We start from the raw sequence: 26,586 nt of genomic DNA on the forward strand, positions 1-26,586 counted from the left end.
CTCTCACCACAGCTCACTCAGTAGGACCAGCACCGCGCCGAGCATCAGGGAGCAGCCCCCCATGCGCAGCCAGCGGTACTTGGCGGCCAGCACCGCGGCGTGCACGGACGCCTGGCTCAGCAGCCAGCCCACGACGTCCTCGCCCGTCGTGTTCAGCCGGACCAGCAGTTCGTCGGACGGGGTGCCGGAGAGCAGGTCGTGCAGGAAGGTGCTCTCCGCTCCTATCCGGGTGCGGGGCAGGACGACCGCGATCAGCATCAGCAGTCCGGCGACGCAGAGGACTCCGCCGGCGGAGAGCAGGGAGAGCCTCACCGGCGCGAGGGGTTCCCGCAGTCCGTCCTTGGTGAACGCGACGGCGCAGAAGGCGATGGCCCCGGAGAGCAGGATCGCGGCCTTCGTGTCGGCCCTCCCTATGTCCTCGCGGACCGAGACGACCAGGCGCTCGGCCAGATATCTGACATCGGCGCTGTCGGATCCTTCCGGCCGTAAGGCCGGGACTCCGCCGCTCATTCGTCCCCCCAGTCGTCGAAGTCGGCGCTGGGCCTGGAGCCGCGCCGTGCGCCGCCGTGCTCGTCGTCCCGGTCGGCGCGCTCGCGGCGCGCGTCGCGGTCGCGTTCCGCGGACGACTCGACCCTGGTCGGCCGGTAGACCCGCGGTTCGTCGTCCCACGGGGGGCGGTCCGGTTCGCCGTGGTCGTCCGCGTAGCCGTTCGCCCGGTCGTCCCGGTAGCCGCTCCGCGTGTCGTCGCCGAAGCCGTCCCCGTCGTCCGTCCGGTGGGCGCGGGGTGCCTCCTCGCGCCGGCGGCGGGCGGCGGGGCCCTCCTCCAGCTCGTGCCTCGGCCGCTGTCCGAGGAGCATCTGGTCCGTGACGCCGCCGAGCACCGCTCCCCCGCTCTCCCGGAGCAGCCGCAGCGTTTCGAACATCTGGTCGCCGATGTCGTGGCGTTCGAGGTGTCCGGTGTCGAGCAGCCGGTTGAAGAGGTTGATGAGGTCGGTCTGTCCCTCGCGCTTCTGCTCCCGGATGGCCTCGCGGATCTCCCACTCCTTGGCGGGGTTGCGCGCCATGAGGTGGATGATCTCGGCCTCCTGGCCGCGCCGGAACACCGCTTCGAGTTCGGCCGCGCGCTCCCTGACGAGCCTGCGTTCCATCGCGTCCTTGCGGCGGTCGGCCTCGGCCTGCGCCTCGTCCCTGGACATGTCGAAGTCGATGTCGTCGCGCTCGCTCTTGCGCTGTCGGACGACATCGCTCAGATCGATGAACACGTGTATGCGCAGCCGCAGTCCGAGATCGCGGCCCAGGTCGATACGGCCCTTGGCCAGTTCCTCCTGGACCGCCTCGTCGGCGCGCTGCGCGTCCGTGAGCCGGAAGCGGCGGGAGAGCTGGCGCAGCGCGAGGAGGAGTTCGCCGTGGAGGAGTTCGCGTACGTCCCAGACGCGCTTCATGACGACCGTGTGCGGCTCCTCGACCTCCCAGTGCACCTCGGCCCTGGCGTCGAAGAACTGCGCGTCGCCCGCGGCGGGCAGGGCCAGTTCGAACGAGGTCACGTTCCGGCCGAGCAGCACCTCGAACACGGTGTACGGGGGCCGGAGTCTGGGTTTGTCGTGGTCGTCCCTGCGGTCGGGCCACACCACGCTGTGCCCGCCGTTCTGGTACAGCAGTACGGCGGCGATCTGGCCGCTCTCGCGCCGGTACGGGGGCCTGCGTTCGCGCACCAGCGGGCCGACCGGGCTGTCCCGGTACTGCTCCACCTCGTCGCCGTCCACCGGCTGTTCCGTCAGGTCGGGGCCCCGCCGGTCGGGCGCCCCGTACTCCGGGCGCCGCTCCCCGTACCGCTGCTCCCCGTTGCGTCGTTCCCCCTCGCGCGGGCCGTCGGCCCGCTGTTCGCCGGCGCGCCGGCGGGGCCGCTCCTCGTGCAGCCATTGCGCGTACTGCTCTTCGCCGCGGCGATCACGGTTCCCCTCCGCGGATCGCTCTTCGTACGGTGACGGGCTCATGCCTCGGCCCCCTCTCCCACCGCGTCCCACATCGTGCGGGCCGCGCTCTTGTCCAACGGTTCGTCCGGGTCCTTGACCAGTCGTGCCAGCAGGTGGCGCAGTCGGTCGCGGTCCCTGCGCTCCTCGGCCAGCCGGACCAGGAAGCGGCAGACGAAGTCCAACTGGTGGCTGTCCGCGGCGGCCTGGGGCAGCAGCAGGGCGAGGGCGTCCTGGGTCGCGGCGCCGGCGCGCGGGGTGGCCAGCGCCCGCCGGACCAGGGAGGCCAGCCGCCCGGTCAGTTCGGGGTTGGTCTCCAGCAGGGCGGAGACCAGCATCCGCTTGCCGTGCGCTTCGAAGTCGGGCATGTCATGGAGGCCCCACAGGAAGGTCGTACGGGTGCGCAGCGCCTTGATCACGGTCATCAGGGCGAGGTTGGCGGGCCCCCGCCGGGTGCCGCGCAGCCAGGTGTCGAGGCGGTGGACGACGACCTCCGGCTCCGGTCCCGCCAGCAGCCGGGCGACGCTGAACGACGCGTCGTTCAGGATGTCCGTGTCACGGGCGGAGTCGGTGTCGTCGTTCGCGCGGACGGCCACCTTGGCCAGGGCGTCGAGCGACGCGGCGACGGACCCGGCCGCCATCCCGTAGCCGTGCGCCAGGACCGCGGTGGTCAGCAGTTCCTCGTGACCGCTCTTGGTCCACTCCTTGAGCAGGGCGGCGACCGCGGGCTGCACGGACGGCTCACGCGCCGCCTCCGCCAGCGCGGTCGCCGCCGACATCTGCTGGAACGGGCTGTCGGAGGCCGCCATGGGCACGACCAGTTCACCCGACACGTAGGGCAGGTCCCAGGAGCACAGCACCCCGGCCGCGATGGACGCCCGTACCCACAGGACGGGCCGCGGGTCGTCGCACAGGGTGCGCAGCCAGCGGACGAGGGGGCCGCGCGCGTTGTGGTAGCCGTCCCAGACCTCCCGGAGCACCGCGGTCGCGAGGGCTTCGCCCTGGAAGCGGATGGCCCGTACCGGAACCTTGGCGTAGCCGAGGTCCAGCTCGCCGTTCTGGAGCACGGACCTGGCGGCGACGGGCCTGGCCACCGCGTGGGTGCCGAACAGTCTGCGTCCGGCGGGGGTCCCGGGGTCGAGGGTGACCGCCAGCTCCCAGGCGAGCTGTTCGCCCGCCTCCGCGGTGAGGCTGTACGGCGAACCGTTGAAGACGGCGACGGCGATACGGAACGCTGCGGCGCTCAGGGTCGGCAGGGCCTCGGGCAGGGTGCCGGGGCGGTCCGCGCCCGCGAACCAGGTCCTGGCCTGCGCGTCGACGAAGGTCGCGCAGTCGGCGAGGAGCTGACGGTGGGTCAGTTCTCCTTTCTGACGGCGGGCGAGCCGGTCGGCGAGCCGGGCGGCCTCGCCGGGCCGCAGCTCGTCCAGGCCGAGCGCGGCGGTGACGTCCTCCTCGGCGGCCAGCGCCAGGGCCTCGTCCAGGGCGCCGTCGGGCGCGTCCTCCAGAAGCACCCGGAGGTGCTGGAGGAGGACCTTCTCGGAGGACGGCGAGGCGCAGACCACTCCGTACCGGCCGCGCAGCAGCCGGTCGGCGAGCTCGCCGTTCTCCACGAGGAGCACGCCGAAGGCGCCCGCCTTGACGAGCTTGCTGCGCAGGCCGTCGAGGTGCAGTTCGGTCGGCTCCGCCCGCCGGACCCGGGTCCTGGCGCGACCGTTGACCTGCTCCGTCTCCTGCCATCCGGTGTCCTCGGACTCGATCGCCAGGAGATGGCCGTGGCCCGGCTGGATCTCCTCGATCTCGTGGACCTTGACGCCGGGGTCGAGCCGGGTCACCTTGTCCCCCGCCACACCCGCGAGCAGGGTGAGCGCCGTCGCCGTACGGCCGCTGTTGCGCTCTCCGCAGAGCACCAGCAGTCCGCGCTTGCGCAGCCGCTTCTCCATCTCCTCGTACTCCGGGGCCTCGCAGTACACACCGGCGAGGCGGGTCAGCTCCTCGGCCGGGACCGGGCCCTGGACCATGGCGTGTCCGGCGCCGATGCCGAGCCGGCCGATGAAGGTGTTGCCTTCGTAGTACTGGCCGTCCGCGCCGAATCCGATGGCGCGCCCCGTCTTGCCGGCCGCGAAGGTCTGGAGGGCCGCGTGCGCCGTACCGGAGCCGCCCGTACCGCCCGAGCTGCCGAGCGGGTTGCGGCCCGCCTGGTCGAAGGGGTTGGGCTCGGGGGGCTCAGGGCCTTCGCCCGGTGTCCGCCGGTCGGCGCCCTTCTCGGGCTTGTCGGCCTTCTTGTCGGACTTCTTGTCGGCCGCGTTCTTCTCGGACGACCGGTCCTCGGACTCGTCCTGGGGATCCGGTACGTCCGGTGCCTCGTCCAGGTCGCTCATGCGGGCTCACCCGGCTCCGGAGAGGCGGGGCCCCGGCTCTTGCGGATGCCGGTGAATCCGTGGATCACGTTGTTCTCGAAGTACTGGAGGTCACCCTGGGCGGTGATGACCCTCCCCGTGGAAGGTGGCGGTGGGCCGTCCCCCGGTGTCGGCCCACCGCCGGTCTGGTGCCGCGCCGCGCCCCCGCCGTCCGGAGGCGCGCCCCCGTCGGGCGCTCCCGACACCCCGGCCAGGCCGGAGAGCGCGGACGCGGGTAATCGCGGGATGTGTAACCAGGCGGTCTCGTCCGTCTCCTTGAACCGGACCCGTGTCCTCACATAGTGCTCGGGCTCCACCTGGCGCCCGCCTTCCGCCACCACGTTCACGTACAGCCAGTCGGAGACGACCAGCAGCAGGTCGGAGCCGGAGGCGTCCGCCATGGTCCGCTTGGCCGTCGGGCTGTCGCAGAGCCGGCAGGCGAGGTCCACCGCCCGGCCCACCAGCCCCCTGCCGTCGTCGAACACGGGCCCCGCGTTCATCCCGATCCGCAGCCGCAGCCGATGCGCGCTGCCCTCGTTGTGCTCGCGCAGGTACTGGTACAGCGCTTCGAGCCAGCCCCCGACCATCAGCGACGACGGTGTGCCCGGGTCGAGCGCGGCGAGGATGCCGTCCCCGCGGTCCTCCTGGTGGAGGCCGTGGGGATCGATGTCCACCGCGGCGAACGCCTCGTCGAACGCGCCGTACAGGGCGTTCCGCATCCGCTTCTTGGCTTCCATCCCCAGCGTGCCCGAACCACTGACGTCGCCGAAGACCACCAGTCTGCTGACCGCTCCCACACTGCTCACTGTTCCCCCTGTGCCGTGGTGACAGATCAAGCCTGGCCGCGAAACGCGGCGGGCGATGTAGCCGTTTACACAGCCGGAGGAGTTTTCTCCGGCCGTTCCGCACGAGCCCGCTGCGACTGCCGCCCGTCGGCGAGCAGCCGCAGCACCTGTATGTCCGTGACCGTGAGCCGCCGGTTGCCGGTCCGTACGACGTCCTGCTCCCGCAGCAGGCGCAGCGCCTTGGCGACGGCCTCCCGGGTGGCGCCGATCGCCGCCGCCAGGTCGTGCTGGGGCAGCGGCAGTTCGACCACGGTGCCGTCGCTGCCCGGGCGCCCGACCCGTTCCGTCAGCTCCACCAGCCGGGCGGCGAGGCGTTGCAGGACGGAGCCGGAGGCCAGCGAGCGGCGTTCGACGTCGGCGCTGCGCAGCCGGGCGCTGAGCTGGCGCATGATCAGTGAGGTGGCGTGCGGTCGCGCGGCGAGGAAGCTGCGGAACCGCTCGCCGGAGACGGCCGTGGCCTCCACCCGGCCGAGCGCGGTGACGGTCGCGCTGCGTGGCCCCTGGTCGAACGCGGCCAGGTCGCCGACCACTTCGCCCGCGCCGCGCAGCGCGAGGATGAGCCGGGCGCCCCGGTCGGTGTCGACGGAGACGACGGACCAGCCCGACCGCAGGGCCAGGACGAAGGTCGTCGTGTCCCGCTCCCTGAGCATCGCCTCGCCCGGGGCGTAGGTCCGGAGCGAGCCGAGGGCGAGCAGGGCGGCACGGTCCTGGGGGGTGAGGGCGTCAAGGAAGGAACGATTACGCTCGAACAGGCTCATACTCACCCCCGTGAGAATTGCATTTTCCGGACAGCCGTCACACCGGTAACAGCCGCCACAAGGTGCCTTTGTTTTGCGCCAAGTCGCCTTGACCGTAAGACTTTTGACTACGGGTCAACTGACGGGGACGAAACGTTAGGACCTCGTCACAGCCCCGTCAACTCGACCATGATGCTCCTCAAAACCTCCTGTTACCGACGGAATGGCAGGATCGATTTCAGGACGGCGGTGAATGTGGTACACGTGTTCGCCTCCGTGCCTGGAAAACACCGTAGGGGGAGGCACTGACAGTGCCTCCCCCTCCCTGTGGACAACCTGCGTCGCCGCGGCTCAGAGCCTCGGTCCTCCCGCGGCTCAGAGCCTCGGGTCCACCGGTTCCGACTCCAGGGCCAGCACGGCGAAGACCGCTTCGTGGATCCGCCACAGCGGTTCACCGTCGGCCAGCCGGTCCAGGGCCTCCAGGCCGAGGGCGTACTCCCTGAGCGCGAGGGAGCGCTTGTGGCCGAGGAACCGGCCGCGCAGCCGCGTCAGATTCTCCGGCCGGGTGTACTCGGGACCGTAGATGATCCGCAGGTACTCGCGGCCCCTGACCTTGATCCCCGGCTGGACCAGCCGTCCCTTCGCGTCCTTCACCAGTGCCTGGAGCGGCTTGACGACCATGCCCTCGCCGCCGCGCTCCGTCATCTCCAGCCACCAGTCCACCCCGCCGCGCACCGAGTCCGCGTCGCCCGTGTCGACCAGCAGCCGCCGGGTGACCTGGAGCAGCCCGGCCGGGTCGTGCTCGACCAGCCGGTCCAGCCACGCCAACTGGCGGTCGTGCGGCTCACCGGCGAGGTTGCGGCCCCGCGCGGCCAGGAGCTGGAAGGGCGCCAGACGCACACCGTCCAGACCGTCCGTGGTCCAGCAGTACCGCCGGTACGCCTCGGTGAACGCGGCGGCGTCTGCGGCCCGTTCGCGCTGGGCCGCCAGCAGTCCGGCCGCCGGTACGCCCCGGGCCACCGCGGCTTCGAGGGCGCCGGTGACCGCGGGGAACGCCGCGCCCGCCGCGGCGCCCACCGCCGCGTACTGGGTACGGAGCAGGCCGGTCGCCTTCAGCGACCAGGGCATCAGCTCGGCGTCCAGGAGCAGCCAGTCCGTGTCCAGTTCTCGCCAGAGATCCGCGGCGGTCACGGCGGTCCGCAGCCGGCCCAGGATCTCCTCGGTGACCTCGGGGTCGTCGAAGAACGGCCGCCCGGTACGGGTGTGCAGCGCGCCCGTGGCTCCGCGCACCCCGAAGCGCGCCTCGGCCACCGCCGCGGTCTCGCAGACCAGCACCACCGCGCGGGAACCCATGTGCTTCTCCTCGCACACGACCCGCGCGACGCCGTCCGCGGCGTACTGCGCGAACGCCTCGGCCGGGTGCTCCAGGAAGCCCTCCTCGTGCGACGTGGCCGTCGGGGCCATGGTGGGCGGCAGATAGGCGAGCAGCCGTGGGTCGATCGCGAAACGGCTCATCACCTCCAGGGCCGCCGCCGCGTTCTCCTCGCGCACCGCGAGGCGCGCCATGTGGCGCGTCTCCACGATCCGCCGGCCGTGCACATCGGCGAGGTCCAGCGGCCGGCCCTCCCGGCCACCGGGCGCCTCGGTGGCCGGCGGCCTGGCCGGCTCGTACCAGACCCGCTCGGCCGGTACGTCGACCAGCTCACGCTCGGGCCAGCGCAGCGCGGTCATCCGGCCGCCGAAGACCGCTCCGGTGTCCAGGCAGAGCGTGTTGTTGAGCCACGAGGCGTTCGGTACGGGGGTGTGGCCGTAGACCACAGCCGCCCGGCCCCGGTAGTCCTCGGCCCACGGGTAGCGCACGGGCAGGCCGAACTCGTCGGTCTCGCCCGTGGTGTCCCCGTACAGGGCGTGCGAGCGGACCCGGCCCGAGGTCCGGCCGTGGTACTTCTCGGGCAGCCCGGCGTGGCAGACCACCAGTGCGCCGCCGTCCAGTACGTAGTGGCTGACGAGCCCGTCGACGAACTCCCCGACCCGCGCGCGGAACGCGTCGTCCTCCGTCCCCAACTGCTCGACCGTCTCGGCGAGTCCGTGCGTGAGCTGGACCTTCCGCCCCTTGAGCCGGCGCCCGAGCTTGTTCTCGTGGTTTCCGGAGACGCACAGGGCGCTGCCCGATCCGACCATGCCCATCACCCGGCGCAGCACCCCGGGGCTGTCGGGGCCCCGGTCGACCAGGTCGCCGACGAAGACGGCCGTCCGTCCGTGCGGGTGGACGCCGTCGACGTAACCAAGCTTTTCGAGCAGCGTCTCCAGCTCCGAGCGGCAGCCATGGATGTCACCGATGATGTCGAAGGGGCCTGTGAGGTGGCGGAGGTCGTTGTAACGGCGTTCGAGGACGATCTCGGCGCCCTCCACCTCCCGTTCGCCGCGCAGGACATGCACCGTGCGGAAGCCCTCGCGCTCCAGTCCGCGCAGCGAGCGGCGCAGCTCGCCGCGGTGACGCTTGATCACCCGGCGGGGCATCCCGGCGCGCTCGGGACGGGCCGCGTTGCGCGCGGCGCACACCTCTTCGGGCAGGTCGAGCACGATCGCGACGGGCAGCACATCGTGCTCGCGGGCGAGCCGTACGAGCCGCTTGCGGCTGTCGGCCTGCACGTTCGTGGCGTCGACGACGGTGAGCCGGCCGGCCGCGAGACGCTTGCCGACGAGGTAGTGGAGCAGGTCGAAGGCGTCGCCACTCGCGCTCTGGTCGTTCTCGTCGTCGGCGACCAGGCCGCGGCAGACGTCGGAGGAGACCACCTCGGTGGGCTTGAACCGGCTGCGGGCGAAGGTGGACTTGCCGGATCCGGTGGCCCCGATCAGCACGACGAGGGAGAGGTCGGGCACGGGGAGGAGGCGAGGTGCGCGCGGGCCGCCGGTGGCCACGGTCCCACCGTCGATCCCGTTCTCGTTCCCCTTCCCACTGTCGCTCCCGCTGGCGTTCTCGATGGGACTGTCGTTCTCGCCGGTCATCCGGTCTTCCCCTCCTTCTCGTTCGTCGTGTTCCCGGCGAAGACGGCCATCTGTGTGGGCGGTCCCACCTCCGGGTCGTCGTCCCCGACGGGGACATAGGTCACCCCGTAGCCGTGGCGCCGCCCCACCTCCTCGGCCCAGGCCCGGAACTCCGCCCTGGTCCACTCGAAGCGGTGGTCGCTGTGGCGCACGTGCCCGGCGGGCAAGGTCTCCCAGCGCACGTTGTACTCGGCGTTCGGTGTGGTGACCACGACCGTGCGCGGCCGGGCCGCGGCGAACACCGCGTACTCCAGGGCGGGCAGCCGCGGCGGGTCGACATGCTCGACGACCTCGCTCAGCACGGCAGCGTCGTAGCCCGCGATCCGCTTGTCGGTGTACGTGAGAGCGCCCTGGACGAGCGAGACACGCTCGGCCTGGCGCTCCCCCATGCGGTCCAGCTTGAGCCGGCGCGCGGCCACCGTCAGCGCCCGTACGGACACGTCCACACCGACGACACGGGTGAACCGCGGGTCCTTCAGCAGCGCCTGGACAAGCTGCCCCTGGCCGCACCCCAGGTCGAGCACCGTGCTCGCGTCCGCGTCACGCAGGGCGGCCAGGATCGCGGCGCGCCGCAGTGCGGCGAGCGAGGGCGCCTTCGCGAGGGCGTCGCCGGCTTCGGCCACCTCACCACCGGCGTCGTCTGCGGCGACTGCGGCGGCCTCGTCAGGGGTTTCGGCGGGGACGTCCACCTCGACCGCGTTGTCGAGCGCCTCGACCTCGATGTCGTCGGCCTCGGCGAGCCTGACCAGTTCGAGCCGGTTCATGGCCTCCTGGGTCAGCCCCCAGCGGCGGGCGAGATAACGGCTGGTGATCAGCTTCCGCTCGGGGTGGCCGGCCAGCCAGCCCTCGCCCGCCCGCAGCAGCTTGTCCACCTCGTCGGGCGCGACCCAGTAGTGCTTGGCGCCGTCGAGCACCGGCAGCAGTACGTAGAGCTGGCGCAGCGCGTCGGCGAGCCGCAGTTCGCCCTCCAGGACGAGCTGTACGTAACGGGACTCGCCCCACTGCGGGAACCGCTCGTCCAGCGCCACCGGCCGCGCCTCCACCGAGGTCCAGCCCAGCGGTCCGAAGAGCGCGCCGACCAGTTCGGCGCCGCCGCTCGCGGGCACCGCGGGGATCTCGATCCGCAGCGGCAGCGGGCTCGCGGCCCGCTCGGGCAGCGCGGCGCAGACGCCGCGCAGCGCGCTCTTGAACACCGTGGCCAGCGCGACCGCGAGCAGCGAGGAGGCCGCGTAGGGGCGGTCGTTGACGTACTGCGCGAGCGCCGCGTCGGGGGCGCCGCCCCGGCCCTTCCCCTTGCCCCGCCGGACCAGCGCCACCGGATCGATCTCCAGCAGCAGCGCCGCCGTGCAGCGCTCGGCGGACGCCTCGGGGTAGAGCACATGGGCGGTGCCATGGGAGGTGGAGAACGTCTGCGCCCGGTCGGGATGTTTGTGCAGCAGAAACCCGAGGTCGGTAGCGGGGCGTTCTGGGGTGCCGGTGGTACTGATCGTCAGGAACACCCGATCGAGTATTGCCCGGTCGGCCCGCCACCACGAGGGGTTTTCCCCGCGGGCGCCACCGCCCCCTCCCCCGCCGGGGCCGCTCGCCCTCCGCCGTCAGCGCCCGGTGAATCCGGCGAGTTCGGTGATCTCGGCCGGGCCGACCCGGCAGCACCCGCCCACCAGTCGCGCGCCCGCCGCCTGCCAGGAGCGCACCCGGGACGGGTCGAACGCCGGGTCCCCGCGCCAGCCCCGCGCCACCGCGTCCCACTCCTCGCCGCTGTTCGGATAGACGACGACGGGCTTGCCCGTCACCTCGGCGGCGATCTCCACGGCGCGGTCCGCGTCCCCGGGCTCGCAGCAGTTGACGCCCACCGCGATCACCGCCGCGTTGCCGGCCGCCAGGGCGAAGGCTTCGGCGAGCGGCTGGCCGGCGCGGGTGCGCTCCCCCGCGATGGAGTACGAGAGCCACACCGGCACCCCGCACCCCTCGGCGGCGCGCAGCAGCGCCTGCGCCTCGTCGGCGTCCGGCACGGTCTCCAGTGCCAGCACATCGGGGCCTGCCGCCGCGAGGGTCTCGATCCTCGGCCGGTGGAAGCGCTCCAGCTCCGCCACCGACAGCCCGTACCGCCCGCGGTACTCGCTGCCGTCCGCGAGCATGGCGCCGTACGGGCCCACCGAGGCGGCCACCCACACCTCACGCGGATCCACCTCGGCCGCGTCGCGGGCCAGCTCCACGCTGCGGGCCAGCAGCGCGCTCGCCTCTTCCCGGCCCACGCCGCGCTGTGCGAACCCCTCGTACGTCGCCTGATAGCTGGAGGTGATGAGCACCTGTGCGCCCGCACGCACATACGCCGCGTGGGCGGCCTCGATCTGTTCGGGGCTGTCGACGAGGAGCCTCGCCGACCACAGCTCGTCGGACAGGTCGCAGCCCTGCGCCTTGAGCTGGTTGGAGAGACCGCCGTCGAGGACGACGGTCCCCTCGGCGAGTGCGGCGGCGAGGGTGCGGGCGGGCTTCACGGTGGCTCCAGGACTCAGGTGTGTCGGACGATCGGGCGGGCGGGCGGGCGGATCGGGCGGGCCGGGAGGGCCGGACGGATCGGGCGGGCCGGGCCCGGCCGGGGGCGCCCCCGGCCGGGCGCACCGGCGTGTACGGGTGGTTCAGCTCAACTGCGACTGGACCTGCGAGGAGATCAGCTCCAGATGGTCCAGATCGTCCAGATCCATCACCTGGAGGTAGATCCGCGAGGAACCGACGGCCGCGTACCGTCCGATCTTGTCGACCACCTCCGCGGGCGAGCCCGCCAGCCCGTTCGCCTTCAGCTCCTCCACCTCCCGTCCGAGGGCGGCGGCCCGGCGGGCCACCTCCGTGTCGTCCTTGCCCACGCACACGACCAGCGCGTTCGAGTACACGAGGTCGTCCGCCGCGCGCCCCGCCTTCTCGGCCGCGTCCCGCACCCGGCCGAACTGCCGCTCGGTGTCCTCGACGGAGGCGAACGGGATGTTGAACTCGTCGGCGTACTGAGCGGTGAGCCGAGGCGTGCGCGTCGCGCCGTGCCCGCCGATCAGCACCGGCACCTTGCGCTGCGCGGGCTTGGGCAGCGCGGGCGAGTCGGTGAGCTGGTAGTACGTGCCGTCGTACGAGAAGGTCTGGCCGGCCTCGGTGGCCCACAGCCCCGTCACGATGGCGAGCTGCTCCTCCAGCCGGGCGAACTTCTCCTTGGGGAACGGGATCCCGTACGCCTTGTGTTCCTCCTCGAACCAGCCTGCGCCCAGCCCCAGTTCGACCCGGCCGCCGGACATCTGGTCGACCTGGGCGACCTGGATGGCCAGGACGCCCGGGAGGCGGAACGTCCCGGCCGTCATCAGGGTGCCCAGCCGGATCCGCTTGGTCTCCCGGGCCAGCCCCGCCAAGGTGATCCAGGCGTCGGTCGGCCCGGGAAGACCGTCCACGGAACCCATCCGCAGATAGTGGTCGGACCGGAAGAAGGCGTCGAAGCCCAGGTCCTCGGTGGCCTTGGCCACGGTCAGCAGTGTGTCGTAGCTCGCCCCTTGCTGGGGCTCGGTGAAGATGCGCAGATCCATGGCTCCATCCTGCACCTTCGCGCGGGGTGCCTCTCCGACGTCCCTCGTCAGAGCGGCCCCACCGGCGAGTCGGCCGCCTCCTCCCTGCCGCGTCCTCTGCCCCGCTCCCGTCCGTGATCCCCGCCATGGTCCGCGCCCCGGTCCCCGACTCGGTCCGGGACACGCTCCGGAATGTGATCCCCGGCACGTCCCCGGTCACGGCCTCCGGCCGGCATCCCGTCCCATCCCCGCTCGCGCCGCCACTCGCTCGGCCAGACGCGCTCCTCCTCCCGGTCCCGCTCCCGCTCGATCACCCGTTCCCTCTCACGCTCCTGCGTGAGGAGCCGACGCAGCATCCCACCCACCCGGTCGTTCGACTCGTCCGCCGCGTCGATCGCTTCGATGCACTGCCAGTACAGAGCCTCCTCGTCCGTCGCACACGCCACCGCGACCAGCGCGATGCCCACCTCACCCAGCAACGCCCCGAGTCCGGTCAGCGCCGCCCGCACGTCCCGTACCCCCGAGAGCTGAAGCGCCCGTATCGCTCCGACGCCGAGCCCCGGTATCTCCGGCGGAACGCAGCCGCCCCCGCCGTCCCCGTACAGATCGCGCAGATCGCGCAGATCCCGCGCCTCGCCTCGCAGTTCCTTCGGACCTCTCAACGCCAACTGATGGCCGATCGCCTGCGCGAGGGCCTGTGCCTGCCACGCCTCCGCGATGACGTCCATTTCTTCCGCGCTCGCCGCCAGGGCATGCCGGCTCACGCCGATGAGCCGTTCCGCATCCATCCGCAGTCCCCATTCCCGCGAGAATCCTGCCCATGAACTCCACTACCCAGAGTGAGCGCATCGGAGCAAAAAAGCTAGAGCATTGCGGAAATCTGTGGACAGCAGGCTCGTTGTGCATAACTTGGCCACTCCGGAGAGTGACAATCGCCCTCAATCATCATGATCGACAGCCCTCTTGGGCGGAAAGCGGACCTCATTCCGCTCCACCTTCGCGGCGAGCGCCGCGAGCGGGTCGACGCCCAGCACCCCGCAGAACTGGAGGAGATACGCGAGCACGTCCGCGACCTCGTCCCTCACCCGGTGGGCCGACTCCGGGTCCGCCATCACCCGCGCCGACTCCTCGGGCGTCAGCCACTGGAAGATCTCCAGCAGCTCCGACGCCTCGACGCTCAGCGCCGCCGCCAGGTTCTTGGGGGTGTGGTACGGCTCCCACTCCCGCGCCGCCGCGAACGCGGCCAGTCTCCGTTGCAGTTCCACCACATCGAGTTCGGTCACGGGTTCAGGTCTACCACCGTCACGCCGGCCGCCCCGCGCGCGTACGACGCGTCCGAGACCGCCCCCACCAGCCTGAGCCGGTCCTCCGCGCAGACCGCCGCCGCCAGGGAGAGCAGTTCGCCGGTCTGCCGCCGGTCCAGGCTCCGGTCGAAGCCGTCCGCGAGGACGGTGAGGGAGCGCAGCGCCGGATCCACCTCGGCGGGCTGGTCCGCCGCCAGCACGCCGGGGCCCGTCAACAGGACGAGCGCCAGCGCCAGATACCGCAGTTCGCCCTCACCGAGCCGGTCCACCGGGGTCGCGGGGCGGACGCCCGAGGCGTCCCTGGCCAGCAGCGCCCGTACCGTACCGTCCGCGAACCGTTCGACGGCCAGCTCCGTCACCGGGCCCGCGCACCCCGCGCGCGCCGCCGCCGCCAACCGCCCGGCGCAGCGGTCCTGTCGGTGCTCCAGGGTACGGTCGAGTACCGCCGCCAGATTCCCGCACCCCCGGCGCAGCCGCCCCTGCCCGCGGGCCACCGGCACCCGCATGAGCTGCGGCTGCGGGTCGCAGGCGAAGACGGAGCGCAGCGCGAGTACGGTCTGCTCGGCGGCGGCGAGCACCCGCAACTGCCCCTCCGTGCGCCCCGCGACGCGCAGCGGCAGCAACGCCGTGCCCAGCCGGTCGTCGGGGAGCGGGGCGCGGGTCACGGGCACCGCGCCCGCCGTGTGCCAGGCCGCCTGCACGGAGGGCCGCCCCGGATCGCGCAGCGCCGTGGCCAGCAGGGTCTGCCCGCCGCCGGTCAGCCGCTCGCCGACGATGCGGAGTTCGGGTTCGGCCTGGACGGCGAGGTCGAGCTGTACGGGGCCGGCCGGGCCGTCGACGGTGCAGCCGATCCGGAAGCCGCGCCGCCCCTGCGCGTCGGCCGCGGCCCGCTCGGGGACACAGGCCGCCGGGTCGGGGAAGACCTCGCCGAGCGTGGCGCCCGCGCCGAGCCGGGCCAGTGACTCGTACGCGGCGAGCGCGGTCGACTTGCCGCTGCCGCTCGCGCCGGTGAAGAGGGTCACGGGACCGAGCGGGAAGGCCGCCCCGCGGTGCGAGGTGTAGGCGGAGAGCCGGAGTTCGGTGACGACGGGGCGGGGCCGGGCGGCGGCGGACCTCAGGAGGACGGGGCGGATGGCTTCCATGGCCGGACCGTATGCGGCGGCCCGGGCGGCGAACCGTTCCGCCTGCGGGACCTTCCTACGATCGGGGGATGGTGTCCGCCGCGATCCCCTCGACCTCGGTGCCGATCGGGGCCAGCAGGAAGACGTTCTTGTCGACCCGGTGCATCCCGCTGCCGAGGCCGAAGACCACCCCGCTGCTGAAGTCGAGGATGCGCTTGGCCACATCGGTCTCGGCGCCGGTCAGATCCAGCAGCACCGGGATCCGGGCGATGAGATGGTCGGCCACCTCCCGCGCGTCCGCGAACACCTGGACCCGCAGCACGATGAAGCGCCGGTGCTCCTCGGCGGGCTCCCGGGGGACGGTCCTGTGGTCCACCCGCGAGGGCCACTCGTTGCGGCCCCGCAACGGAACGACCTGCGCCAGGCCCTCCCACTGCTCATCGGTGGCGTCATATCCGTCGTAACGGCCGTACCTGCTCACCGGACCACCCTGCCCGCACGCTCTGTCTGCATCAGGTCATCCTCCCGCGTCTCACCCGTTCGGCCCATCAGCGACACGGCTGTCCACGACTGTGTGACGATCGACTCCCCCGGACTCCAGGGCCCTGAAGGGCTCCGGGCTCCAGGGCTCCACCGGACAGGAATCCGGAGGGATGGGCCCCCGCCCCCGTACCCCTTCAGGGCCCATCCTCACATCGCGCGCGCCCTCGTCTCAACGGGACGGGAGGTGTTCCCTCCTCACCTCAAGGCCGGCGGGCGCCTCGATGTGCGCCGTACCGTCCGCGTCGACGGCGATGTCGAGCCGCCCGCCCGCGACGTCGAACCCCTCGGCCTTCAGCGGCCGGTACGCCTCCGTGAACGTGGGCGCGACGGTCAGGGTGCCGCCCGGGACATCGGCGTCGAGCCCCAGCGCGGACCGGAGGACCAGCACGGACGAGGCCGCCGCCCACGCCTGCGGACGGCAGGACGCCGGGTACGGCGACGGCACCGGGTCGATCGCCGCGCCGTGCCCGGCGAACAGCTCGGGCAGCCGGGCGTCGAACCCCGCGGACGCGGTGAGCAGCCCGGCCGCGAGCGGCGCCGCCGCGTCCGGGAAACCGGCCCTGACCAGTCCGTGGACCGCGATCGCGGTGTCGTGCGGCCAGATCGAACCGATGTGGTAGCCGTACGGGTTGTACCCCACGGAGTCGCTGCTCAGCGTGCGCAGCCCGTGCCCGGAGTCCAGGTCGGGCGCGCTGATCCTGGCCGCGAGCAGCGCGCTCTCCGCGTGGTCGAGCAGCCCCGTGCCGAGCAGGTGGCCGAAGCCGGAGGTGACGGAGTCCACCGGCCTGCGGTCCCGGTCGAGCGCGACGGCCGGGTACGGGCCGCGCTCGTCCTCCACCCAGAAGTGGCTGCGGAACCGGTCGCGCAGCCGCTCCGCCCACTCCTCCCAGCGGTCGGCGCCGGGCCGGCCGAAGGCGCGCAGCAGGGCGGCGCCGCCGCGGGCCGCCTCGTACGCGTACGCCTGCACCTCGCAGAGCGCGATCGGCGAGGCGGCGAGGCGTCCGTCGCGGTGCCGGATCGCGTCGCCGGAGTCCTTCCAGCCCTGGTTGGCCAGGCCGCGGCCGGTGCTGTCGACGTACTTCAGGAAGCCGTCGCCGTCGGCGTCGCTCTGGTCGGCCATCCAGCCGAGGGCCGCCTCGGCGTGCGGCAGCAGCTCCTCGACCTCCTCGGGGGCGAGCCCCCAGCGCCAGGAGTCGTGCAGCAGCGTGATCCAGAGCGGGGTGGCGTCGACGGTGCCGTAGTAGCTGGGCGGCAGGGCGAAGCTGTCGTGGAACGTCTGGGCGGCGCGGCGCACTTCGTGCAGGATCTTGCCGGGCTGCTCCTCGGTCTCCCGGTCGGTGCGCACGCCCTGGCGGCGGGCGAGCGTACGGAGCGTTCCCGCGGCGAGTCCGGTGCCGAGCGGCAGCAGCATACGGGCCGCCCACAGGGAGTCGCGGCCGAAGAGCGTGAGGAACCAGGGGGCTCCGGCGGCCAGGAACTGGTCGGTGGGGCGCTCCGGGTCGGTGAGCCGCAGCCGGTCGAGGTCGGCGGCCGACTGGCCGAGCCACTGGTCGAAGCGGCGGTCGGCGCTGCGCAGCACCGGGGTGCGCCACGGCACGCTCTCCGGCGACGGGGCGGGGAACTGGTCGCCGTCCTCGTGGGCCGCGTCGCAGCGCAGTACGGCGGTCCATCCGGTGCCGGGCGCCAACTCGACGTCGTACGTCAGCCGTCCGGACGCCGCGTCGACGGCGGCCGGCTCCGGGGCGCTGGTCAGCCGTACGGAGAAGGTGTCCCTGGCCCAGTCGAGCCCGGCGTCCGTGGCGGTGGCGGCGAGGGCGGGCTGTGCGTCGCCCTGCTTGACGCGCTCCATCAGGGCGAGGTCGGTGGCCGCCGTGACGATCAGGGTGACGCGGACGTGCTGCCGCCCCGCGTTGGCGAGTTCGAGGGTCTCCTCCAGGCTCCCCGGGGTGATGCGGCGGCGCCGTCGCAGGGTGACGGCGGGGTCCGGGGTGTCCTCGCCCAGACCGCGCAGCACCGCGCGGAAGGACGCGCGGTCCGCTCCTTCGAGGGCGCCCCGTACCGGCGCGATCCCGATGCCGTCGGCCTCGACGGTCAGCCGGGCGAGGGCTCTGCTGTCGCCGTGGTAGAAACCGTCGGCACCGCCGTGGACCTGCCCGTCCGCGTGGGATATCGCGAAGCTCGGCGCGTACAGCGTGACGCAGGCGTCGTGCAGGAACGGTTGCAGTCCTTCGGCCGCCGGGAGGGCCGCTGCGACGGAGTTCATAGTGTCGTGGGTCTTGACAGTGGTGGACAACAGAGCAGAACCTCTCAGTCATTGGAGCGTTCCAAGAACCCTAACGACGACTTCAGCTCGTTGACAATGGCATTGGAACGCTCCAATCAACTCGTAGAGTCACCAGAAGATCCACCCGCCAGACCCACACAGATCCACAGATTCGCCGATCCACAGATCCACAGATCCACCCGCCAGATTCACCCGTCGATGCGTGAGAACGGTTCCGGAGACAGCCATGCCCCGCTCCACCAAACCCCCTTCGTCCAAGCCGGGTCCCGTGACCCTGGCCATGGTGGCGCGGCGGGCCGGGGTCTCCCCGCAGACCGTCTCGAACGCCCTCAACGCACCGGGGCTGCTCAAGCCCGAGACCCTGGAGCGGGTCCGCGCCACCATCGACGCGATGGGCTACCGCCCGCACCGGGCCGCGCAGACGCTGCGCACCCGCTCCAGCAAGCTCATCGGGTACGGCATCCGCCCCACCGCCCCCGGCAGCACCGCCCCGGTCATGGACCGCTTCCTGCACGCCCTGTCGGGGGCCGCCGACGAGGCCGGCTACCGGATCCTGCTGTTCGCCTCACCGCCCGGCAGCCCCGGACTCGACGGCCACGAGGAACTGCTCGACCTGCACAGGGTCGACGGTTTCGTGCTGAGCGGCACCGACCGCGGCGACCCCCGGCAGGCGTGGCTGGCCAGGCGTGGCGTGCCGTTCGTGGGCTTCGGCCGGATGTGGTCGGGCCGGCAGATCGGTGACTGGGCGGACGTCGACGGCGCCTCGGGCACCGACGCCGCGGTCGAGCACCTGGTCGCCCTGGGCCACCGGAAGATCGCGTTCCTCGGCTGGCCGCGCGGCTCGGGCGTCGGTGACGACCGCGCCGAGGGGTGGCAGCGCGCCATGCGCCGGCACGGTCTGCCCGTACGGGGCCGCCGGGCGCAGAGCGTCGACGACCTGGACTCCGCGCACACCGCCGCGGGGCCGCTTCTCGACGCGGGCGCGACCGCCGTGATCGCCGCGAGCGACATGCTCGCGCTCGGCTGCTACCGGGCGCTGCGCGAACGCGACGCCGTACCCGGCCGGGACGTGGCCGTCGTCGGCTTCGACGACTCGCCGGCCGCCGCGCTCCTCTCCCCCGGACTCTCCACCGTCGCCCAGCCCCTGGAGGCCGTCGGGCGCGAGTGTGTCCGGCTGCTGCTGGCCCGGATGGCGGCCCCCGACGCGCCGCCCGAGCGCGTCCTGCTCGAACCGTCCCTCGTCATCCGTGACAGCACGCCCCCGCCGGGCGGCTGAGCCCGGCCCCGAACCCCCGGGGCGGGCCCGCCCCGTCACCGCCCCGGGCCTTTTCCCGTACGCACCGTACGTACTCGTACGTACTCGTACGTACCTGTACGCACCTTCCCCGGCCGGCCGCCCGCATCGGGCGGGCGGCGTCCACAGCCGAACTTGAGCAGCACATTTCATCTTTTCTGGAGGAATACATGGTCACCCGCACGGCCGTCGCCGCCCTCGCCACCTGCGCGGCGCTGCTGACCGCCACCGGCTGTTCGTCCGGTTTCGACAAGGCCGACGGCAACGCGCCCGCCCAGGACACCACCGGCAAGCAGAACCTGACCGTGCTGATCGCCACGTCGGGGGATGCCGAGACCCAGGCCGTCAAGAAGGCCGCGGCGGCGTACGCGAAGAAGTCCGGCAACACGGTGGACGTCCAGGTCGCCAAGGACATGAACCAGCAGCTCGCCCAGTCGTTCGCCGGGCACAAGCCGCCGGACGTCTTCTACGTCAACTCCGACCAGTTCGCGAACTACGCCAAGGGCGGCTCGCTCTACGCGTACGGCGACGAGATATCCGACGCCGACGACTTCTCGCAGCAGCTCCGCACGTCCTTCTCGTACGACGGAAAGCTCGTCTGCCTGCCCAAGGACACCTCCACGCTCGGCCTCGCCATCAACACCGACCTGTGGAAGAAGGCCGGGCTGACGGAGCAGGACTACCCGAAGAACTGGGCGGACCTGAAGAAGGTCGCGGACCAGCTCACCGGCGACGGCGTCACCGGCCTGGTCACCAGCGACGAGTTCCAGCGCCTCGGCGTCTTCATGAAGCAGGCGGGCGGCTGGATCACCGACAGCGGCCAGACGAAGATGACGGCGGACACCGCGCAGAACGCCGAGGGCCTCTCCTACGTGCGGTCCCTGCTGAAGTCGGGCTCGATGAAGTTCGCCAAGCAGGTGGACACGAGCTGGGGCGGCGAGGCCCTCGGCAAGGGCAAGGCCGCCATGACCATCGAGGGCAACTGGCTCGACGGCGGGATGAAGTCCGACTACCCGGACGTGAAGTACGCCGTCGCCCCGCTCCCCGCGGGCCCGGCCGGCCAGGGCACGCTCGCCTTCAGCAACTGCTGGGGCGTCGCCGCCGACAGCGCGCACCGTACGGCCGGGGTCGACCTGGTAAAGTACCTCACCTCCGCCGACCAGCAGATCGCCTTCGCCGACGCGTTCGGCGTCATGCCCACGCGCACCAGCGCGCTGAAGACGTACGCCGCGCAGGAGCCCCAGGCCAAGGCGTGGGTGGACGGCAGCGCCTACGCGCAGGGTCCGGTGACCATCGCCGGGTTCGACAAGGTGCTCAGCCAGTTCAACACCGACCTCCAGTCGCTGCGTACCGCGGACCCGAAGAAGATCCTCGCCGACCTCCAGCGCAACGGCGAACAGGCGATCGCGAAGGGCAACTGAGCACCATGCCCCTCCGCACCACGCCACCCCGTACGGTGCGCGCGAGCCGCGCACCCCGATCCGCCGGCGCGCCGGGCGAACCTGACACGCCCGGCGCGGCCGGTACGACCGCGAAGGGCCGCGCCCCGCGCGTGGCCCTTCGCGGGGAGGGCGCCTGGGGCTGGTTCTTCGTCAGCCCCATGGTGATCGTCCTCAGCCTCTTCCTCGTCCTGCCGATCCTGATGGCGCTGTGGGTGAGCCTGCTGCACTGGGACGGGCAGTCCAACCCGTTCTCCGCCGACGCCGACTTCGTCGGTCTGGACAACTACCGGACGCTGCTCACCCAGGACGGTCTGGACCGCACCCTCTTCGCGACCGCCCTGCGCAACAACGCCTACTTCGTGGTGCTGACCGTGCCGCTCCAGACCGGCCTGGCGCTGGCCCTGGCGCTGGTCGTCAACCAGAAGATGCTGCGTGGGCGCGGCGCGCTGCGCACCACGTTCTTCTTCCCGTCGGTCACCAGCTCCATCGCCGTCTCCACGGTCTTCCTCTTCCTCTTCCAGGGCAGCGGGGCCGTCAACTCCCTGTTGTCGTGGATCGGGGTCAAGGGACCGAACTGGTTCGCGGACCCGCGCGGGGTGCTCTCCCTGCTCCTCGGCGCCCTGGGCGTCGTCGACCCGGACCACCCGACCGGGATGCTGGCCGAGCACACCGCCATGGGGCTCTCGTGGTTCGAGTGGCTGTCGGGCCCGTCGGTCGCGATGTGCACGATCATCCTGCTGTCCGTGTGGACCACCTCGGGCACCTTCATGCTGATCTTCCTCGCGGCGCTCCAGGACATCCCGAGGGAGCTGGAGGAGGCCGCGGCGCTCGAAGGCGTGAACCGGCGCCAGCTCCTGCGGTACGTGACGCTCCCCGCGCTGCGTCCCGTGCTCTTCCTGGTCCTCACCCTGGGGCTGATCGCCACCTGGCAGGTCTTCGACCAGGTGTACGTGATGGGCCAGGGCGCCCCGGGCAACACGACGCTGACGCCCGCGTTCCTGTCGTACTCCGCGGGCTTCGACAACGCGGACTTCGGCCAGGGCTCGGCGATCGCGTTCATCCTGCTCGCCCTGATCCTCTGCCTCACCGCCTTCCAGCGCTGGGTGCTGCGCGAGCGCGGCGCCCGTACCAGGGGGAACCGACGTACCAGGAGGAACCCATGACCGCCTCGGGCACGCGCGTGCGCGACCGGGCCCGCCCCGTACTGCCCCGGTTCCCGGTGCCGCTGCGCGTGGTGGGGTACGCGCTGGTGGTCGGGATGGGGCTGCTCTATCTGCTGCCGTTCGCGCTCCAGTTGGTGACCGGGTTCAAGACGGACCCGGACGCCGCCGCGCATCCGCTGGCGCTGCTGCCCACGACGCCGACGACCGCCGCCTACCAGCGGCTGTTCGGGCTGAGCGAGTCCGGGGACGGGGTGCCGTTCCTGCGCTGGCTCTCCAACTCGACGCTGGTGGCGGTCCTGGTGACGGCGGGGCGGGTGCTGTTCAACTCGATGGCGGGGTACGCGCTGGCGCGGCTGCGCTTCCGGGGCCGCAAACTGCTGTTCGGCTTCGTCCTCGCGGTGATGGCGGTGCCCGGGGTGGCGCTGCTCATCCCGAAGTTCCTGGTGCTCAACACCTTCGGGATCTTCGACACGTACACCGGCATGATCCTGCCGCTGATGGTGGACGCGGCGGGCATCTTCATCATGAAGCAGTTCTTCGAATCGGTGCCGCGCGAGGTGGAGGAGGCCGCGCGGGTCGACGGGGCGGGGGTGTTCCGGATCTTCTGGTCCGTCGTGCTGCCGATGGCGCGGCCCGCGCTGATCACCCTGACGATCCTGTCGTTCCAGGGGTCGTGGAACGAGTTCACCCACTTCCTGGTCGCCACGCAGTCCGCGCAGTACGAGACCCTCACCACCGGTCTGGCGCGCTTCGTCTCGGGCGGGCTCGGCGGCGGTACGCAGTATCCGCTGAAGCTGGCGGCGGCGCTGCTCTCCACCCTGCCGGTGGCCGCGCTGTTCTTCTGCTTCCAGCGGTACTTCGTCAGCGGCGCCAACTCGGGGGCCGTCAAGGAGTAGCGCGGGCGCCGGCGGGGGCGCGTAATCGGCCGATCCGGTGAATCACCGCCGCCCGGCCGGTGGCGTCCCCCGTTCCGCCCGTGTCCCTCTCGCGAAGGTGTCGTGGGGGTGCCCGCGGCCGTGCGGGCCCCGACGAGAGGGGGCGTGATGGGCACGGAACGCATCGGCGCACGGCGCGTCACGGGCGGGGCGATGGCGCCGGTCGTCTCCGAGGAGGACATCATGGCGCTGCAGACGGCGGCGTCGCTGGAGAACCTGGCGGTGAGCGTCTACCGGAGCGCCGCCCGGCTGCCGTTCATCAGGAACGGCAACACGACCGTCGCCACGTTCATCGCCAGGACCGCCCGCCACCACGAGGAGCACGCCAAGGCGTTCAACGACGCGGCGGTCCGGGCCGGCGGCAAGCCGCAGACCGGCACCGACCCGAAGTACGCGGCCGTGGTCGGGAAGTCGCTGCCGACCCTCAGGACCCCGGGGGACGTGGTCGGGCTGGCCATCTCCCTGGAGGACGTGGCCGCGCAGACGTACACGAAGAACGTCGGCCAGGTCACCAGCGCATCGCTGCGCCGGCTCTTCGGCTCCGTCGCCCCGGTCGAGGCACAGCACCGCGCGACGCTGCTGGCGGTACGGGCGCTGCTCTCCGCCGGGGAGGAGCGGCTGATCGCGATCCCCACCGAGGTCGCGAAGGTGCCCGCGGCGGTCGGCTCCGTCGGCTTCCCCGACGCGTTCCAGCCGACGGCCGACGCATCGCCCGTCTCGGAAGGAGCGGTCCGATGAACACGGGTTCGGGTACGGGTTCGGGTTCAGGTACGGGTTCGTGTACGGCGCGCGGCGGCTGGGAGCTGCCCATCGGCGAGGACCAGCTCGACCGTCTCACCCGGGAGACGGTCGAGGCACACCGGGAGACCCTGCCCGCGATGCGGGCGTCGGCCGCGGAGCTGGCGGAACGTTTCCGGGCCGGCCGTACGGAGCGGGAGGGGCCCGCGGACGCCGGGCGCCGCCGGTTCCTGCGGGGCGCCGGGGGCACCGGGGCGGCGTTCGCTCTGGCGGCCTGCTCGGGCGGGCGGAACGGCGCGCCGCCCTCCGGCTCCGCGGCGGCGCCCGTCGCGGACACGGCCACGTACCCCGGTGATCTGCGGACCGTGGCGCTGGCCGCCGCGCTGGAGAACCAGGCGGTCGAGACGTACCGGACGGCGCTGGCGGCGGCCGGGGCGGGCCGGCTCGGCTCCGTACCGCCCGCGGTGTCGGCCTTCGTCACCACGGCGATGGCCCAGCACACCGACCACGCGAAGGCGTGGAACGCGGTGCTGGCGGGTGCGGACAGGCCCGCGGTCATGGGGGTGCCGCTCTCCGACCGCGAGGAGGTCGCCACCGCGCTGCGCAAGGCCCGGAGTGTGGGCGACGTCGCGGCGCTGGCGCTTCAGTTGGAGGATCAGGCGGCGCGGACGTATCTGCTCTCGACCTACAGCGTGCGGAACGAGGCGGTGACCGGGACGGCGGCGACGATCGCGCCCGTGGAGGCGATGCACGCGGCCGTCCTGCGCTTCATGCTGGGGCAGTACCCGGTGCCGGACGCCTTCCTGCCGGTCGCCGGGGCGGCGAGGCCGAGCCTGCTGACGGGGTGAACGGGCCGGTCGCACGGTGCGCGCCGGGCGGCCGTGCGACCCCCTCCGACCAGGGGCGGAGCCGTGTCCGGGCGGAGGCGGTGGGAGAATGGCGCCGTCACACCGCACCACCCGGCGCCACATCGCACACCGCACAGCTCCGCACCGAGATCGAGGCACCACCTTGCCATTCGCACCGGCCGCCCGCGCGGCGGCGGCTCCTCTGCTCGCCCTGTCCCTGGCGCTCGCGCTCACCGGCTGCGGAACCACCGAGGACTCCCCCGGCGGCTCGTCGGACAACTCCCCGGCCAAGAGCGCGAGTTCGGCCCCGCAGGTGAAGCAGCCGAAGCAGCCGAAGGCGAACGAACCCTTCGACTACCAGCTCGGCGGGGCGTACGAGCCGCCCGCCGGGGTGCGTACGGTGATCAGGGACCGTACGGCGCAGCCCGCGCCCGGGGCGTACAACATCTGTTACGTCAACGCCTATCAGGCGCAGCCGGACGCCGTGGACTGGTGGGAGGAGAACCATCCGGACCTGCTGCTGCGGGACACGGACGGCGACACCGTCATCGACGAGGACTGGGACGAGCCGCTGCTGGACGTCTCCACCGCCGACCGCCGCGAACGGCTGGCGGGCATCGTCGGCGGGTGGATCGACGGCTGCGCGCGGGACGGCTTCGACGCCGTCGAGGCGGACAACCTGGACTCGTATCTGCGGTCGGACTCCCTGCTCGACCGCGAGCAGGCGGTCGCCTTCGCCGACCTGCTGGCGGCGCGCGCCCACCGGGCGGGGCTGGCGATCGGCCAGAAGAACGCGGTGGAGATGAGCGGGGCGCGGGACGAGATCGGCTTCGACTTCGCGGTCGCCGAGGAGTGCGGGCGCTACGAAGAGTGCGGGGAGTACGCGGACGCGTACGACGACAAGGTGCTGGTGGTCGAGTACCGGCGGGCGGACTTCACCACCGCGTGCGAGCAGTGGGGCGAGCGGCTGTCGATCGTGCTGCGGGACCTCGACGTCGTACCGGCGGGCGAGCCGGGGCACGTCAACGCGCGCTGCTGACAGGGCCGTTGCCGTGCCGTGAGGTCCGGTCCTCCGCCCCGTCCCCGGGTGCGGCCGCGCGTCCGCGTACGAACCACTCCCCCCGTACACCCGTACGGGTGGAGCGCGACGGAACCGGGGTCACCGGCGGCGCAGCCACCGGGGCCATCGGGGGGTACGGCGGGGGCGGCGCCCGGGGGGAGCCGGGCCCGCTCCGGGGGGCCGGGAGCCGCCGGGCCCGTCGGCGGTGCCGGTGCCCGTGTCGGCCGGAAGGCGCAGGCCCTCCTTGTCGTACCGGGTGGTCGCGATCACCTCCACGAGCCGCTCCTCGTCGAAGTCCTCGGAGTCCCGGACATGCGGGACGAAGCCGACGAGCACCCCGTCCTCGACGACCTCGGCCCGCAGTCCCAGCTCTCCGTCGATGTCCCAGACGGCCTCACCGCCGTCGAAGAGGACGACCCGTACGCCGCACTGGTACACGCCCAGGTGCGCGAGATGGGCCGGTACGCCCCGGGCGCGCAGCGACGACACGAGACGGCCGGCACGTTCCTCGTCCATCCGATGGCCATCTCCCTGTGCGGCGGATATTAGGAGAGATATGTCCTCAGGGCTTCATGGTAGGCCGATTCCACGGGATCTGGGCGGGCACGCGGTCGCCCGCCCAGCCGCACACCTCCGGCTCGTCCAGTGAGCGCACCCACAGGTCGACCAGGGCCATGGTGCGCTCGTCGGGCCACGGGCCGACGCCCAGGATGCGCATCCCGGCCCGTTCCGCGGCCTCGATCCCGCAGTGGGAGTCCTCGACCGCGAGGGTGTCGGAGGGGTTCGCGCCGCAGAGCCCGGCCGCGGTGAGATAGACGTCCGGGTGCGGCTTCGGTCTGATGCCCCGGTCGTCGTCGGGGACGACGACGTGCGCGAAGCGGTCGAGCAGTCCCGCGGTGGCGAGCGAGGACTCCACCACCTCTCTCGGGCAGTTGCTGGCGACGGCCAGCGGGGCGAAACTGGCCGTCTGTTCGACGAGTTGGCGCGCGCCCGGCATGGTCAGGGGCCGGTCGGCGACCAGGGCGCCGAAGTGTGCGAGCAACCGTTCCGTCAGGTCCTCGCTCAGCTCGGGACGGCCCGCCTCCTCGGCCATGAGAACGCCGCACTCCGTGTAGTGCAGCCCTTTGGCGCGCTCGGCGAAGCCCGGCGCCGGGGTGAATCCGAACTCGCGCAGGGCGCGGAGGCGCGCGTCCTGCCAGTGGCATTCGGTGTCCATGAGAGTGCCGTCACAGTCGAAGACGATGGCGGCGGGTGTCCAGGAAAGGATGCGTTGAGCTGTCATCCGATTGTTTCCGTTCAGGAGAGCCCTGACAGCG

General features: G+C 72.5%; 22 protein-coding genes and 1 pseudogene. 7 read left to right on the forward strand and 16 right to left on the reverse strand.

The genetic code is table 11. The features are described 5' to 3' along the window. Positions 1 to 3 precede the first annotated feature (3 nt). From ACIO3P_RS09220 to ACIO3P_RS09285, 14 genes and pseudogenes are all read right to left on the reverse strand, one after another. The gene (locus tag ACIO3P_RS09220) at positions 4 to 510 is read right to left on the reverse strand and encodes a Pycsar system effector family protein (protein WP_329823660.1); all 507 of its coding nucleotides are present in this window, start codon (positions 508 to 510) and stop codon (positions 4 to 6) included. Further along, entirely contained in the window at positions 507 to 1,994 is a 1,488-nt protein-coding gene (locus ACIO3P_RS09225; RefSeq protein ID WP_329823661.1) for a hypothetical protein, read from the reverse strand. The genes ACIO3P_RS09220 and ACIO3P_RS09225 overlap by 4 nt, the downstream gene beginning before the upstream one ends. Further along, entirely contained in the window at positions 1,991 to 4,348 is a 2,358-nt protein-coding gene (locus ACIO3P_RS09230) for a hypothetical protein (protein WP_401848309.1), read from the reverse strand. Before ACIO3P_RS09230 ends, ACIO3P_RS09225 begins: the two co-directional genes overlap by 4 nt. After that, positions 4,345 to 5,172 carry a hypothetical protein gene (locus ACIO3P_RS09235; protein WP_329823663.1) on the reverse strand — a complete coding sequence of 276 codons (828 nt, stop codon included), beginning with the start codon at positions 5,170 to 5,172 and terminating at the stop codon, positions 4,345 to 4,347. The genes ACIO3P_RS09230 and ACIO3P_RS09235 overlap by 4 nt, the downstream gene beginning before the upstream one ends. A 65-nt stretch (positions 5,173 to 5,237) precedes the next feature. Further along, complete coding sequence (locus ACIO3P_RS09240) at positions 5,238 to 5,969, reverse strand: Crp/Fnr family transcriptional regulator (protein ID WP_329823664.1); 732 nt, start codon at positions 5,967 to 5,969, stop codon at positions 5,238 to 5,240. 354 nt (positions 5,970 to 6,323) lie between these two features. Then, positions 6,324 to 8,957 (reverse strand): polynucleotide kinase-phosphatase, encoded by a 2,634-nt coding sequence (locus ACIO3P_RS09245; protein ID WP_401848307.1) that lies wholly within the window; start codon positions 8,955 to 8,957, stop codon positions 6,324 to 6,326. Beyond that, positions 8,954 to 10,495, reverse strand: a complete 1,542-nt coding sequence (locus ACIO3P_RS09250; protein ID WP_401848305.1) for a 3' terminal RNA ribose 2'-O-methyltransferase Hen1 — start codon at positions 10,493 to 10,495, stop codon at positions 8,954 to 8,956. The genes ACIO3P_RS09245 and ACIO3P_RS09250 overlap by 4 nt, the downstream gene beginning before the upstream one ends. Positions 10,496 to 10,591: 96 nt before the next feature. Then, positions 10,592 to 11,494 (reverse strand): homocysteine S-methyltransferase, encoded by a 903-nt coding sequence (mmuM, locus tag ACIO3P_RS09255; protein ID WP_401848303.1) that lies wholly within the window; start codon positions 11,492 to 11,494, stop codon positions 10,592 to 10,594. A 141-nt stretch (positions 11,495 to 11,635) separates the two neighbouring features. After that, a complete protein-coding gene (locus tag ACIO3P_RS09260; RefSeq protein WP_329823669.1) occupies positions 11,636 to 12,559 on the reverse strand; it encodes an LLM class F420-dependent oxidoreductase in 924 nt (307 codons plus the stop codon). Positions 12,560 to 12,837: 278 nt separating this feature from the next. Then, positions 12,838 to 13,326: pseudogene (locus ACIO3P_RS09265) on the reverse strand (DUF6099 family protein); the annotation flags it as partial. Between the two features lie 150 nt (positions 13,327 to 13,476). Beyond that, entirely contained in the window at positions 13,477 to 13,821 is a 345-nt protein-coding gene (locus ACIO3P_RS09270; protein WP_329823671.1) for a nucleotide pyrophosphohydrolase, read from the reverse strand. Next, the gene (locus tag ACIO3P_RS09275; protein ID WP_329823672.1) at positions 13,818 to 14,984 is read right to left on the reverse strand and encodes an ATP-binding protein; all 1,167 of its coding nucleotides are present in this window, start codon (positions 14,982 to 14,984) and stop codon (positions 13,818 to 13,820) included. Before ACIO3P_RS09275 ends, ACIO3P_RS09270 begins: the two co-directional genes overlap by 4 nt. A 55-nt stretch (positions 14,985 to 15,039) precedes the next feature. Beyond that, positions 15,040 to 15,444, reverse strand: coding sequence for a cell division protein SepF (locus tag ACIO3P_RS09280; protein ID WP_329823673.1), 405 nt, complete (start codon positions 15,442 to 15,444; stop codon positions 15,040 to 15,042). Positions 15,445 to 15,675: 231 nt separating this feature from the next. After that, on the reverse strand, positions 15,676 to 17,769 hold the full coding sequence (locus ACIO3P_RS09285) for a glycogen debranching N-terminal domain-containing protein (RefSeq protein WP_401848300.1): 2,094 nt from the start codon (positions 17,767 to 17,769) through the stop codon (positions 15,676 to 15,678). A 247-nt stretch (positions 17,770 to 18,016) separates the two neighbouring features. Between ACIO3P_RS09285 and ACIO3P_RS09290 the strand changes: the two genes are divergently transcribed. The 7 genes from ACIO3P_RS09290 (at position 18,017) to ACIO3P_RS09320 (ending at position 25,249) form a co-directional block, all read left to right on the forward strand. Continuing rightward, the gene (locus ACIO3P_RS09290) at positions 18,017 to 19,066 is read left to right on the forward strand and encodes a LacI family DNA-binding transcriptional regulator (RefSeq protein ID WP_401848298.1); all 1,050 of its coding nucleotides are present in this window, start codon (positions 18,017 to 18,019) and stop codon (positions 19,064 to 19,066) included. 188 nt (positions 19,067 to 19,254) lie between these two features. Then, positions 19,255 to 20,505 carry an extracellular solute-binding protein gene (locus tag ACIO3P_RS09295; protein ID WP_401848296.1) on the forward strand — a complete coding sequence of 417 codons (1,251 nt, stop codon included), beginning with the start codon at positions 19,255 to 19,257 and terminating at the stop codon, positions 20,503 to 20,505. A 5-nt stretch (positions 20,506 to 20,510) separates the two neighbouring features. Then, positions 20,511 to 21,689, forward strand: coding sequence for a sugar ABC transporter permease (locus tag ACIO3P_RS09300; protein WP_329823678.1), 1,179 nt, complete (start codon positions 20,511 to 20,513; stop codon positions 21,687 to 21,689). Continuing rightward, entirely contained in the window at positions 21,686 to 22,585 is a 900-nt protein-coding gene (locus tag ACIO3P_RS09305; protein WP_329823679.1) for a carbohydrate ABC transporter permease, read from the forward strand. Before ACIO3P_RS09300 ends, ACIO3P_RS09305 begins: the two co-directional genes overlap by 4 nt. 147 nt (positions 22,586 to 22,732) lie before the next feature. After that, on the forward strand, positions 22,733 to 23,362 hold the full coding sequence (locus ACIO3P_RS09310) for a ferritin-like domain-containing protein (RefSeq protein ID WP_401848295.1): 630 nt from the start codon (positions 22,733 to 22,735) through the stop codon (positions 23,360 to 23,362). Next, positions 23,359 to 24,210, forward strand: coding sequence for a ferritin-like domain-containing protein (locus ACIO3P_RS09315; protein ID WP_401848292.1), 852 nt, complete (start codon positions 23,359 to 23,361; stop codon positions 24,208 to 24,210). Before ACIO3P_RS09310 ends, ACIO3P_RS09315 begins: the two co-directional genes overlap by 4 nt. Positions 24,211 to 24,373: 163 nt before the next feature. Beyond that, positions 24,374 to 25,249 (forward strand): endo alpha-1,4 polygalactosaminidase, encoded by an 876-nt coding sequence (locus ACIO3P_RS09320; protein ID WP_401848290.1) that lies wholly within the window; start codon positions 24,374 to 24,376, stop codon positions 25,247 to 25,249. 120 nt (positions 25,250 to 25,369) lie between these two features. Here the strand turns inward: ACIO3P_RS09320 and ACIO3P_RS09325 are convergent, their stop codons facing one another. Together ACIO3P_RS09325 and ACIO3P_RS09330 are read right to left on the reverse strand one after the other, a co-directional pair. Next, on the reverse strand, positions 25,370 to 25,786 hold the full coding sequence (locus ACIO3P_RS09325; RefSeq protein WP_329823683.1) for a hypothetical protein: 417 nt from the start codon (positions 25,784 to 25,786) through the stop codon (positions 25,370 to 25,372). Between the two features lie 46 nt (positions 25,787 to 25,832). Then, positions 25,833 to 26,552, reverse strand: a complete 720-nt coding sequence (locus tag ACIO3P_RS09330; protein ID WP_329823684.1) for an HAD family phosphatase — start codon at positions 26,550 to 26,552, stop codon at positions 25,833 to 25,835. Positions 26,553 to 26,586: the final 34 nt, after the last annotated feature.

Source organism: Streptomyces sp. NPDC087310 (genome assembly GCF_044744405.1).
Lineage (GTDB): Bacteria > Actinomycetota > Actinomycetes > Streptomycetales > Streptomycetaceae > Streptomyces.